The organism is Parabacteroides sp. MSK.9.14 (assembly GCF_019041495.1).
GTDB classification, from domain to species: domain Bacteria; phylum Bacteroidota; class Bacteroidia; order Bacteroidales; family Tannerellaceae; genus Parabacteroides; species Parabacteroides merdae.
In genome coordinates, this window is the sequence record NZ_JAHPXO010000027.1 from 1 (window position 1) to 12,592 (window position 12,592).

The following is a 12,592-nucleotide window of genomic DNA, read 5'->3' on the forward strand; positions in this document are numbered from 1 at the left end:
GCTTCAGGCGGCGGCGGTTCAATCAGCCGTTGGTGATAAATATGGAAAAGGATTCGAGGCAAGATTAACTATATTGTTTGTGTCCATAGCGGCTCTCTTTCCCATCCTTTTGGAAATCCGAGAGCTGCCAGATTAATCTCCGGAAAATTGGAAAATAGAATATTCATCTTATCAAGCATATCATTGTTCGGTGAAATCTGTCTCTGACATATAATGTTTCATGAAGTGTGGCAATCTTTCCATTAGCGTATTTTGAAAGTAAACGTATATATACAAAAAAGCCCCACGCATTTGAGCATCGTTGAGAGGCTTGGTGGGGACTGACGCTGTAAAGCTACGAATAATCATTGATAATTCAAACATTTTATTAAGACTTAAAATAGCATTTTGTCAGCCAAACAAAATGGACAGAATCCAGTTTGTTCTTCAGATATTTTCTTTCTTGAGGGCTAATAGGCATGGCATTTATGCAATTTTGAAGTACAACTGCAAATTTACATAAACCCTGTTGCGGTACAAATTTCCCAGGGAATATTTTCTCCCGCCTGTCAACCACTTGTGGTAAAACATAAACACAGGAAACTCTTTACTCCAATTCAACCATTGTAAGTTCTTTATGCGTAATTATCCGCTTTCAAAATGTTAAAAATGAGCTACGAAGTACATTTAATTGCTAATTGTTTCTTATTCATGAAACACAATAACTACTTTTGTACAAAAATGATAATGTATGACACAAAGTATCTTCCGCTTTGTCTTGACTGACGAGGCACAGAACTTTATTGAGAGCTTACCTGAAGCGGTATCCTACAAGATTTACTACAACATCAAACGTGTTGCAGGTGGAGAACGCAACAAAGAACTTTTCAAGAAGTTGGAGAACTCGGAGATATGGGAATTTCGTACATTGTACAACAAAACTGCTTATCGCTTGTTTGCTTTTTGGGATAAAGACAAGGACACATTGGTGATTGCTACTCACGGCATCATCAAGAAAACTCAAAAGACACCAAGCAAGGAAATAGCGAAAGCAGAAGCAATAAGAAAAGAATATTTCAAAAACAAATAATTATGGCACAGATGAATCTTACCCCATTGGACGATGTGCTTGACAAGCACTTTGGGAAAGTTGGCACTCCGAAACGTGACGCTTTTGAGAGTGACGTGGATGAAGCGTTGCATGCTTACCGTTTGGGAGAAGCCATCAAGAAGGCTCGCATAGAACAGAACTTGACACAAGAACAACTTGGTGAGCGCATAGGTGTGAAAAAAGCACAGATTTCCAAATTAGAAAGAGGTTATAGCATAACAATACCTACTATGCGAAGAGTGTTTAAGGCTCTTGGTGTGGTAACTGCAACCATTGACTTGGGGATTGCTGGAAAAGTGGCATTGTGGTAATTCATTTGATAGTAGATGAGTGTTTTCTCATTCCTGATGGTATCGGTATCATTGTGACTGCGGTATTGTATAGCTCTTTCAGCAAGTGGGGATTTTTCAAGCATAGATGGATTGTCGTTAAATAGATATTGACGGCGTTGCTTGCGGTAAAAGCACAATCTTCATAAACACAGAAAACGCAGAATAACACAGATCATTTATTCATAAAATTAAATCTGCATTACTCTGCGTTTTCCGCGTCAGCCGAGTGGTGCCGCGTCAGCCAAAGCTGTCAATCGCCAAAATCGCCAACCGTCAATTCCTCAAAGCCACCGATTATTCTCCAACACTCCTCTCAGCCTGTCGAGCATTTTGGAAGGGAGTTTCACGTGGGCGAGGTTCCGGCGGTAGTCGTCGGGGTGGTGCAGGTCGGAACCGACATAGTCGTAGAAACCCTCTTTCATCAGGTAGGCGGCATATTTGGCAGGACGGCTCCCGTACACGCCGGCAAAGGAGAACAGGTTCAACTGGAACTTGTAGCCCTTATCCCGCAGCCGGAAATAATCATCCTCCGTCATATACATATACCGCTCCGGATGAGCCAAGACAGGCGTATAGCCCTCCAGCCTCAGTTCGTAGAGCAAGCTCAGATAGTCGGGGGGCGGCGAAAGATAAGAAGTCTCGACCAGTACCTGCCTGTCCGCATACGTCAGCAGCCCGTCTGCCATCTGCGCACGGAAACCGCTGTCCAGCATATACTCCGCCGCCAACCGCAGCTCGATCCCTTCGGGAGCAAGCTCTTTCATCTTGGCAAAATGCTCCTGCAGAAAACCACGCCGGTTGCCGGGCATGTCCGACATCACATGGGGAGTCATGAAAACCCGCTTGACACCGACCGACTGCATCGCTTTCAAGGCAGCACACATATCTTCGACGCTTTGCACGCCATCATCCACACCGGGCAGCAGATGCGAATGCACATCTGCCGTCCCTTTCAACAAATCGGTGTGAATCAAATTTTTCTTTGGAAAAAGTAAGGAAAACATTTTTTTTATTTCTTTTTATTATGTCCGTCGCCATACCCGTAGCCGTAACCATAGCCATAGCCGTATCCATATCCGTAATGATAACCATACGTGCCATGCTTGTACATCGTCCCGTTCAGGATCAGGCTCATGTTACGCAGCTTGCCTTCCTTGTAGAGTTTCTCCACTTCGGGAAGGGCGCGGCGGTCCATTCTGCCTGCACGGACAACATAGATCGTCAAGTCGGCCACCCGGTTGACGATCACCGCATCGGCGACCACACCCGCCGGTACGTTGTCCAGGATGATATAGTCATACCGCTTGCGCAGTTCGGCTACCAACGTTTCCAACCTGTCGCTCAACAAAAGCTCAGCCGGGTTGGGCGGAACAGGACCGGCATGGATGATATCCAGCTTGTCGTACAGTTCTCCTTTCCGGATGATCTCATCGACGTTGTCGACACGACCGGATAAATAGTTGGTGACTCCCATGTCAGAGACTTTGACATGGGAGCTAAGGGTACCCTTACGAATATCGAGGTCGACCAAGACGACCTTCTTGTGCGTCAGGGCAAAGCTCATTGCCAAGTTGATGGACACGAACGTCTTGCCGGCTCCCGGATTGAACGAGGTGAATATCACCACCTGCATGTTCTTATCCTTCACCCGCATGAAATCCATGTTGGTACGCACAATGCGGAACGCCTCCGAAACCGAGTCGCGCCCATTCTCATGCACCACCACTTCGTTCTTGTCTTTCTTGTCGCGCATCGGGATTTCACCCAAGAACGGAACGGAGAGGACTCCCTCCACATCCTTGCGCGAGCGTACCTTCGTGTCGCTGATCACCAGCATCCACAGGACACCTGCCGGGATCGCACATCCCAACACAATGGAAGCCAGGAAGATCATCATCGATTTCGGAGCCACCGGCACATTGCTTCCTGACGCCGGGTCGATGATGCGCGCGTTGCTTTCCGTCATCCGCTGCGTCAGCTCGTTCTCCTCGCGTTTGTTCAGCAGGTAGAGATACAGCTCTTCCTTGATCTTCTGGCGGCGTTCCACCGAAAGTATCTCCTTCTGCTGGGTCGGCACGGCCGAGATGCGGCGGTTCGTCTGTTCTTCCTGTGCCTGTACATTCTTTATCTTGATGTTCAGGCCGACGATCAGGTTGTCCACCGAGCGGATGATGGTCTGCTTCATCGCGATCAGCGAGTTGTTCAGGTCCTGCACCACCGGGTTCTTGTTGCTACTGTTGCTGATCAGCTTGTCGCGTTTGAGCAACATCTCGTTGTATTCCCCGATCTGCGACTCGATGTTCACGTCCGAGATGCCCGTGTTCGCCGGGATCAGTTCCGAGCTCTTGCCGGGATCAGTCAGATAGTTTTTGATATATTTCGCCAGGCTCAACTGGTTCTCCAAGCTCAACCCCTCCTGCTGGTTGCGGCTGGAGGTCTGCAGGTACATGCCTGTCTCGGACGAGATGTCCGTCAGCTGGTGTTCACGCTTGTAGGACTCGATGTCCGAATCCACGCTGCCCAGCTCCTTCTCGATCACGATCAGACGGTCGTTGATGAAGTTGGAGGTGTTCATCACGATCTGGTTCTTGTCGTTGATCGCGTCTGTGTTGTAGACGGAGATCAGCGTGTTGATCACATCTTCCGCACGGGGGATGGAGACGTCCTGGAGCGTCAGGTTGATGATCGTGGCCGTCTTGCTCGCCAACGTGGCCTGCAAGTTTGCTTGGAAACCGATCGCCACGTTCTGCAACGGCGACTTCGTCACCTGCACGGTCGTGTTGAAATACTTGTCGCCGTAGTAAAGCGACGGGACCACCACTACTCGTCCGACGGGTGTCGTGACGGTGTCGTTCAGCGCCACTGTCATCGGTTCGCCGGCCGACTCGTCGTCAATCACGAAGTCGGACAATACCACCTCTTCCGCCGAGATCGGTTTTGCCCGCAACGAGAAGGCTTGCGCCTCTTCCGCATCGGGGAATGAGAGCAGGACGGGCGACTGGGTGTAGAGTTCCACCGTACGCAGTCCTTCCTTCACCGTGTAGCTCACGTCCAGATGCAGGTTACGCGCCACTTCGGTCATCAATCGCCTGGACTTGAATACCAGCACTTCGTTATCCACATTCCGCTTCGTGCCGAAAATTCCTAAATCCTCGAATGCGGCCGATTCGCTCAGCGCACCGCCTTTCGCGTCGTCTTTTATCAGTACCGAAGCTGTCCGGGTGTATACCTTGGGCGCCCATTTCAGATAGAGGAACGCTGCCCCGGCGCATACCACGACAGACAGGACGAACCAATGCCAGTTGGCCAATACCACCTGCAGGATGTCCTCCAGGTTCAGTTCGTTCTCCTCCACTCGAGTGTTCGTTTCTTGTTCAGTGTTCATAGTATCTTTTCTTTTACTTTTACTTTGTTAATGTCACAATCAGAGACACGATGGAAACCAGGATCGAGCCGGCAGACAACCACACGCCCACCGATTTGTTCTGGTTGATCTCGCTCTGTCCCGCTTTCGAATTGTTAGGTTCGACATACACGATGTCGTTCTGTTGCAGGTAGTAGCAGGGTGAGTTGAAGACGTCGGACGACCGGAGGTCATGGTACAAGATCGTCCGTTGCCCGTCATTTTCGCGGATCACGGCCACCCGGTCCCGTCGTCCGTAGATCGTCAGGTCGCCGGCCATACTCAAGGCTTCGAGCAGGGTGATACGGTCGCCCGAAATGTTGAACGATCCCGGACGGTTCACTTCGCCCATCACCGACACTTTGTAGTTCAGGAACTGCACCGTCACGACGGGGTCCTTGATCAGGTCTTCTTCTGTCAGACGTTGCTTGATCAGTTCCGTCAACTGCAGGCGGGTCAGTCCTGCCACGTGCATCTTGCCTAAGATCGGGAAGTCGATCTCCCCGTTCGTGTCGACCAGATAGCCCAACACGCGCTGCTGCGGTGAGCTTTGGCTGCCGATCTGGTAGGATATCATCGGCATGTTGAACGGCAACGCCAGTTCCGGGTTCTTACTGTTCACCATGATCGCCAGCAAATCGTCGTTGTGGATATACACTTCGTACTTCTGCTCAATCACCTGCTGTTTCAGCGGTTCGACATCCTGCAAATAAACTACTTTCTTGTAAGATGCGCAGGAGGTACAGAGTACTGCCATGCACATCAATATATAATTCCTGATCCTCACTCTTCTGTTCCCGGTCATGATTCCGGCTGCCTGGCCATCGTCATCTTCCCTCCTGGTAAACCCTACACTCGTTGTCGCAATCAAGTTCATCGCTAACATTGCGCTCCACAATTTTTTCTTTTTCATTTTGTTAAAATATTATGTGATTATAATTTTGCTTTCCGATTTATGATTTCTGAATATTATTTTATGATTTCTGCATACGATTTATAAATCAAATTACAAAGATACTAAACATTGTCTTAAATCGGATCGCACTTTTTTTCTTTCTTTTTTGTTGGATAACATCCTATTGTTGTCTTTTTCTCTGTTGGGTCACATCCAACTGTTATCTTTTTTCATTGGATTACATCCAACAGGTTGTTTTTTTTCTTTTTCGTTGGGTTGCATCCAACTATTTCTTTTTTTCGTTGGATTACATCCAACTGTTGTTCTGTTACTTTTGGCTTGATCCAAAAGTAACCAAAAGATCAAGGCTCAACCGGTCGGGCTACTCCGGGCGAAGGCTACGCTGTCGCCTGCGAAACTCGCTTCGCTCAAACAGCACAGGCTCCGGACGCTACGCCTTCACCCTCCGCTTTACGCCCGTCCGCTTAGGCCTTTCCCAGAAAGCAGAGCTTTCTCTTATGATTGCCGATACTGCCTGTTCTTCTCTCTTTTTCGTTTGGTTACACCCAACTGTTGTCTTTTTTCTTTTTTTCGTTGGATTGCATCCAACAGGTTATCTTTTTTCTTTTTCGTTGGGTTACACTCAACTGTTATCTTTTTTCGTTGGATTGCATCCAACTGTTGTTCTGTTACTTTTGGCTTGATCCAAAAGTAACCAAAAGATCAAGGCTCAACCGGCCGGGCTACTCCGGGCGAAGGCTACGCTGTCGCCTGCGAAACTCGCTTCGCTCAAACAGCGCAGGCTCCGGACGCTACGCCTTCACCCTCCGCTTTACGCCCGTCCGCTTAGGCCTTTCCCAGAAAGCGGAGCTTTCTCTTATGATTGCCGATACTGCCTGTTTTTCCTTTCTTTTCCCTTTTTCCACTTTTCCTTTTGCATCCCCCTTTTTGTTTCTTTATATCTCCCTTTTTATTTCCTTGTATCTCCCTTTTTATTTCCTTGTATCTCCCTTTTGCATCCCCACCCCGTAGGGGCAGGGCTCTGCTCTGCCCTCCCGCAAAATCACCAACACCATTCCGCCCTTCCACATAAAATCATCAACCTCACCCACCTCTTTGTGTATAATATCATCAACACCACCTCTTCCTTTGTTTTTTATATCCTCTATCTCTGTATCTTCCTTTTATCCCTTGTATCTCCCTTTTGCATCCCCCCGTAGGAATATGCCAAAACTATCTTGTCCCCGCGCTTGACGCGGGATCGCATGAAAACTGACCGTATAAATATCTAATTGATAAGGCCTGTTCTTTTGCATCCCCACCCCGTAGGGGCAGGGCTCTGCTCTGCCCTCCCGCATAAGATCACCAACACCCCCTATTGCATTATATAAATATTGCTGACTACAAATTGCATCAATCGCATCATATCAATCGCATTATATAAATCGCATCATATAAATAACACAAAACCACCGTTATCGGCAATCCCCAAAGAGCCGTTCCGGCTCTACTCCCGGCCTAAGCTGGCGAGCGTTAAGCGCAGTGACCGTAGTGAGCGCCCGGAGCGTCTGCTGTCTGAGCGAAGCGAGTTTCAGACGCGACAGCGAACGAAGGAAACGAAGTAGCTCGTCAGCTTAAGCCTTGACTTTTTGGTTACTTTTGGGTCAAGCCAAAAGTAACAGACAAGTTGGGTGCAACCCAACAAAAAAGGTACTGAAGGTGCCAACCCTAAAAAACCAATATAAACCAATATAAACCAAATATCAAAAAAGCATTTTTAGGTGCCAACCAAAGCCTCGAATGTTACTTTAGGAAAGAAATTCCAAAAGCAACATTCAAGGCTCCCCAAGGATTCTTACAATCTGCTCCACCTGTTTCGGAGTCAACACCCGTTGTGAAGGCGTCCATCCGTTCTCCTGCAAGAGGCCGGACAGGATGGGGTTGCCTACGATCCACTGTTTCAAACGCCTCGAAGCTACTTCGGGAGCGACATCGGGGCTATATTGTCGTCCCAGCCACCGGAGGGTGGCGGAACGGTTTTTCCATTTTCTTTCTTCTATATCATCTGCCGTACCGGTCATGCCCACCTCCAGTCCATTGTTGCCGGACGAGATGCATCGGCGGAAAGCCCTTTCAACTGTTCCAGGCAATCGTCCAACGTCAGCAGCAGGCGTTCTCTTCTCTCCGTCTCCGAGACATCGGACAGAAGCCCGATCCCTTTGCGGATACGTCCGAGCAACAGCTGTTCGTCCGAAGGCAGTGTCCGTCGTACCGCCTCGCGGACATAGGCAGCAAACGCCTCCTTCCCCAGGCGGCGAAAGAGCGAATCCGGATCGTCTCCTTCGGGCAAACCGATCCGTACGGCCTCCATCCCTTCGCCCATAAAGGCCGGGATGGTCTCATCCGTCCCCTTGCGCCCTGCCTTGTCGGCATCCAGCATCACGCGGACAGATGTCGCATATCGTTTCAGCAAAGCAATGTGCTCCTTGCTCAGTATCGTCCCGCACAACCCTACCGTATGCTTGAACCCTGCCGCATGCATCGCCAGCACATCCTTATATCCTTCCACCAAAAAAACACACCCTTCCCGGCGAATCGCCTCGCGTCCTTCGTACAACCCGTACAACAGCTCGCTCTTCCGATACAACTCGCTCGTCCTCGAATTGACGTATTTCTTCTTCTCTTCCTCGCCCGACAACCACCGGCCGGCAAACCCGACCAGCCGTCCCTCCTCGTCACGCACGGGAAAAACCAACCGGTTCCGCATCGACCACCAATATTTAGGAACCATAAAAGGCGACTGTCCCACCCCAAAATCCAACCAGGTAGGGGTCAATTCCGAACAACCGCTGCCTACCGGCATTAAGGAGGCCAAGAAAATCTCGTTTTCTTTTTGTATCTTTTCAATCGGCAATCGCTTCGCGTCGATATTGTCATCCGTCAACCGCTTCGCGTCGACATTACCCCCTTTCCCCTTTTCCTTTTTCTTAATTGGCAATTGTCCGTTGTCCACAGTCAATCGATTCACATTGTCCACTGTCAATTTCTTCACCGCCTCAATAAAACCGACGTTCTCAACCTTGCTGACAAAGGCGAACACATCACCCCTCTCCCCGCAAGCATAGCAAACAAAGCTGCCCTTCTCTTCGTTGACGGAGAGGGAGGGATGTCGGTCGCCGTGGAAGGGGCAGAGTCCCATCCAGCGGCGACCGACACGGTTCAGTGTCATATAGCGCCCGATCACCTCCCTGATCGACAGGGAGGCTTTCAGTTCTTGTATTTCTTGCTTCGTCATGACAGAGCTAAAGTAGATTGCGTTCCGGGTTGGATATAATCCGTGATACGGGTGAACGAAGGGTTGTAACGGAAACGGGCGATGCCGATCGAGCCGTTGCGGTTCTTCGCTATATAGATTTTGCCGACCCCCACCAGGCTGTGGCCCGTCTTCTCGTCGCGGGTGAAACCATAGCGTTCGGGACGGTAGATGAATGCCACGCAATCCGCCACCTGTTCGATCGTTCCCGAATCGCGCAAGTCGCTCATCACCGGCAGATACGCCTTGTCGCTACGCAACTCGCAGGCACGGTTCATCTGCGAAACCGTCAGCACCGGGCGGTTGCAGTCCAGCGCCAGTTGTTTCAGTGCACGTATATTGCGGCCGACCATCTGTTCCTGCGTCTCGCCTCTCTTGCGTTCGCCGCCCAAGAGGTGCAAGTAGTCCACGACCACCAGGTCGCATTTCCCCAGACGGCATTGCAACATGGCTTTCGCACGTATCTGTTCGACGGTAGCCCCGGCCGTATAGTCGAGATAGAAAGGCAGATCCTTCAAGCGGTCGGCAGCCTCTTCCAAGACACCCAACTCGCGTTCGGTCGGTTTGTTGACACGCAGGTGGTCCGGGTTCACGTCCGTCATCCCCGCCAACACGCGGTTCAGCATCTGCAAGCTCGACATTTCCAGACTGAAGAAACAGACCGATTTCCCGGCACGCGCCGCGTTCAGCGCCATCTGCAACGTGACAGCCGTTTTCCCGTCGCTCGGACGTCCGGCGATGATCGTCAGCTCCGTGTTGTGGAAACCACCCGTCACGTAGTCGAACTCCGTCAGCCCGCTCTTCACCTGTTCCGTCTCCAGCCCGCCGCCGAAACGACGGTGATGCCATGCCATTGCTTCGACGGCAAGTTCGCCGATCGTGCGCACCGGTGCGCCTTCTGACGTGTACTGGCGGAATTCCATCAACTGGCGTTCGGCCTCGTCTACCAGCTCCTCCGGAACGGAAGAGACCTCGCCGGACTTGAACGCCATCGTGCTGAACAGCGTAGCGAGGCATCTCAGTTTATATTGTTTCTTGATTCCATCCACATAGGCCGCCACATTCCCGTCGTGGCGCACATTCAGCATATAGGGCAACAGGAACGACAGTCCGCCCAGCTTGGAAGCCTTCTTTTCGTCCGCTTCGCGCATTCCGCGTTCCACCAACACCATGTCCGGACGGACTCCCGTTGCATGAATTTTCATGATCACTTCGTAGACAAACCCCAACGAGCCGTCGGCAAACATATCCGAGGTCAGCCCTCCATATTCGGCACGCACCGGCGCTTCCATCGAGGTCATCAGAAGGCAGATCAACGCCTTTTCCATATCGTCCAAAGAGACTCCTCCGTTCGTTTCTTCACCGTTCATCATGCCATGCCTCCTTCCTCGTTTGCGGCAGCACAACAATCGAACTGCATGCTGCGTCCGCCCATAAGACGTTCCGCATCTTCCAAAGCCTGGAAAGCTGCTCGCCCCTCCACGGCTTTTTCTGCATCCCGGCGCAATCCCATGATTGAATCATATCCGCCTACACGGACACGAATCCCGCCGTTGAGTCGTTTCACTTCGATCAGATTCTTTTCTTTCAACCAGACCAGGTCTCGGTTCAGGGTTCTTGCGCATATCCCGCACATTTTAGCCAAGTCTTCACTCAGCCCGACAAACTCGCCGCGCTTGCAGGTGTATTGGCGATTGTTCAAGAAAACCGGCCCGTCTTTGAAATACGCTTCCGAGAACAGAGCCAGATACACCATGCCGATCGATTTCTCACGGCCTTCGCCATGAAACAACATCGTCAATACTTTTCGCGGAATGAGGACATACGACTGTCCCAGGAATCCTGCAATCCTTTCTTTCTTTAAGTTCAGATCCATAAATTGATGGATTTTAATGATTAATAAAAATGTTACGGCTTGTCGTTTTATGAATCGAACTTAATGAATTAATAATAAATCCTTTACAATAGCAAACAGACAACTGGTGTCCGCTTGCTCTGTCCGTTCCCTATTATATAATAACTAAAACATACTTCTTATAACTAATTAAAAAAAGCGTATTTTCGCATTTTTTCCAGAAGGACGACTTTCAACTTTCAGCCGTCACAAAATTACAACCCGGACCTCAAATTATGAAAACCATTTCATCCAGATTTTATTTTAGAGCAAAGAATGCCATACAGTGCTTAAAATCAGATTATTATTTACTTTTAAAAAAACTACTTAAATGCCTTAAAATCTGCATTCATCACATTCGTGATCGTTTCAGCCTCCGGATTTTGCTCCTTCAGCTTGTTCAAAAGAGTGATTTCCATGTTCCCGGTGTCGAAAACCAGGTATATGTAGCTGGCCAGACGGACAAACGAGCAATCCCCGATAATCCCGGTTCGCATCATCGCCCCCATATAGCTTATGAACTGTTCGGGGCGGGCCACCCATATTCTGGCATTCCCCGTTCCTTCCTTCCAATAACCGCTATAGCGGTAGAGTTCGTCACTGTAAGTCGCGAAAAAACGATCCGCCAAACGGATCCACGCCTTCACACTCTTGGTTTGCATCACTTTGAACAGGAATGCGAGCAAAAACAGTGTCACCTCGCGTTCGTCGTCCAACTTCTCGATATATTCCTGCAGGAGCGGAAACGACATGTTCCTTCCGACTATCTCTCCTACTTTTTTTTCAGAAACTTCACGAACTCGTCCATGAAGCCGTCACTCATACCTTTTTGTTTATTCATTTTTGTTTCTGTTTTTAGTTAGATTTTTAGCATTATATGGCATTCTTCTTTTATTCCCTATACCCCCGAAACACCTATGTTTCGCAACCAAAACACCTATGTTTTGACTTTAAAACACCTATGTTTCGAAATTCTCTCTCCGCCGGCAAATCTACGAAAATTAATCGACTCTATTCGACTCTAATCGACGCTAATCGACTCTAATCGACTCCGAAGTTTTTCCCTGTCGTATCTTTGTATAGTCAATAAGGGCAAACCCGATCAATCAGATATCCACACGGCCGTTTTTCATGCGATATTAGTTTTATCAATTATTCACCTTTAAATTCCTAATTTTATGCCATTAGTTTACACTCTCGTCAAACGCAAAGACATGAGCAAAGGCGCAACCGAAGGTTCGACCCTTTACCATGCACAGACCAGCATCACGAAACAACTGACGCTGAACAAGATCTGTACCCGTATCGAAAACCTCTGTACCGCCAGCCGCGGAGAGATCATCCTGGTTCTCGACGGCCTGATCAAAGTCATGAACGAAGCCCTCTCCGACGGCGAGTCCATCCACTTGGGCGAGTTCGGCAGCTTCCGCATGGTTGCCGGCAGTAAGGGATCGCCCACCATCGACGGCTTCAGCACCGCCCTCTTCAACCGTGCCCACATCGTCTTCTACCCCGGCACAATGCTGAAGAACATCGTCAACACCGTCTCCTTCGAACGCTACGTCCCCAAAAAAGACGCCTCGTCCGAATCGTCCGGCGGCGGCAACACCGGCGGCACCGGCGGCGATGGTGGCGACGAACGCCCCGGCGAACTGTAGCCCCCTC

General features: G+C 49.7%; 11 protein-coding genes and 1 pseudogene. 3 read left to right on the top strand and 9 right to left on the bottom strand.

All coding sequences use genetic code 11. The features are described from left to right. Nucleotides 1-68 precede the first annotated feature (68 nt). Nucleotides 69-197 (bottom strand): annotated as a pseudogene (locus tag KTG12_RS21775) (Abi family protein); the annotation flags it as partial. Between the two features lie 533 nt (nucleotides 198-730). On the opposite strand from KTG12_RS21775, the gene KTG12_RS14215 reads away from it, so the two are divergent. Next, nucleotides 731-1,069 carry a type II toxin-antitoxin system RelE/ParE family toxin gene (locus KTG12_RS14215; protein ID WP_149936185.1) on the top strand — a complete coding sequence of 113 codons (339 nt, stop codon included), beginning with the start codon at nucleotides 731-733 and terminating at the stop codon, nucleotides 1,067-1,069. Nucleotides 1,070-1,071: 2 nt separating this feature from the next. Then, a complete protein-coding gene (locus KTG12_RS14220; RefSeq protein ID WP_155143746.1) occupies nucleotides 1,072-1,401 on the top strand; it encodes a helix-turn-helix domain-containing protein in 330 nt (109 codons plus the stop codon). 302 nt (nucleotides 1,402-1,703) lie between these two features. Here the strand turns inward: KTG12_RS14220 and KTG12_RS14225 are convergent, their stop codons facing one another. The 8 genes from KTG12_RS14225 to KTG12_RS14260 form a co-directional block, all read right to left on the bottom strand. After that, complete coding sequence (locus KTG12_RS14225) at nucleotides 1,704-2,426, bottom strand: tyrosine-protein phosphatase (RefSeq protein WP_155143748.1); 723 nt, start codon at nucleotides 2,424-2,426, stop codon at nucleotides 1,704-1,706. Nucleotides 2,427-2,431: 5 nt separating this feature from the next. Further along, on the bottom strand, nucleotides 2,432-4,807 hold the full coding sequence (locus KTG12_RS14230; RefSeq protein ID WP_216945462.1) for a polysaccharide biosynthesis tyrosine autokinase: 2,376 nt from the start codon (nucleotides 4,805-4,807) through the stop codon (nucleotides 2,432-2,434). A gap of 19 nt (nucleotides 4,808-4,826) precedes the next feature. Continuing rightward, nucleotides 4,827-5,588, bottom strand: a complete 762-nt coding sequence (locus KTG12_RS14235; protein ID WP_371745257.1) for a polysaccharide biosynthesis/export family protein — start codon at nucleotides 5,586-5,588, stop codon at nucleotides 4,827-4,829. 1,967 nt (nucleotides 5,589-7,555) lie between these two features. After that, on the bottom strand, nucleotides 7,556-7,801 hold the full coding sequence (locus tag KTG12_RS14240) for a DUF4248 domain-containing protein (protein WP_075964559.1): 246 nt from the start codon (nucleotides 7,799-7,801) through the stop codon (nucleotides 7,556-7,558). Continuing rightward, on the bottom strand, nucleotides 7,798-9,015 hold the full coding sequence (locus tag KTG12_RS14245) for a DNA primase (RefSeq protein WP_155143752.1): 1,218 nt from the start codon (nucleotides 9,013-9,015) through the stop codon (nucleotides 7,798-7,800). Before KTG12_RS14245 ends, KTG12_RS14240 begins: the two co-directional genes overlap by 4 nt. Continuing rightward, complete coding sequence (locus KTG12_RS14250) at nucleotides 9,012-10,406, bottom strand: DnaB-like helicase C-terminal domain-containing protein (protein ID WP_075964557.1); 1,395 nt, start codon at nucleotides 10,404-10,406, stop codon at nucleotides 9,012-9,014. The genes KTG12_RS14245 and KTG12_RS14250 overlap by 4 nt, the downstream gene beginning before the upstream one ends. Next, nucleotides 10,403-10,909: a hypothetical protein gene (locus tag KTG12_RS14255; protein ID WP_154291753.1), complete on the bottom strand. Its 507-nt coding sequence runs from the start codon at nucleotides 10,907-10,909 to the stop codon at nucleotides 10,403-10,405. The genes KTG12_RS14250 and KTG12_RS14255 overlap by 4 nt, the downstream gene beginning before the upstream one ends. A gap of 341 nt (nucleotides 10,910-11,250) precedes the next feature. After that, nucleotides 11,251-11,679, bottom strand: a complete 429-nt coding sequence (locus tag KTG12_RS14260) for a hypothetical protein (RefSeq protein WP_075964555.1) — start codon at nucleotides 11,677-11,679, stop codon at nucleotides 11,251-11,253. Nucleotides 11,680-12,105: 426 nt separating this feature from the next. Here KTG12_RS14260 and KTG12_RS14265 point away from each other — a divergent pair, with 426 nt between their 5' ends. Then, a complete protein-coding gene (locus tag KTG12_RS14265; RefSeq protein WP_154291816.1) occupies nucleotides 12,106-12,585 on the top strand; it encodes an HU family DNA-binding protein in 480 nt (159 codons plus the stop codon). Nucleotides 12,586-12,592 lie beyond the last annotated feature (7 nt).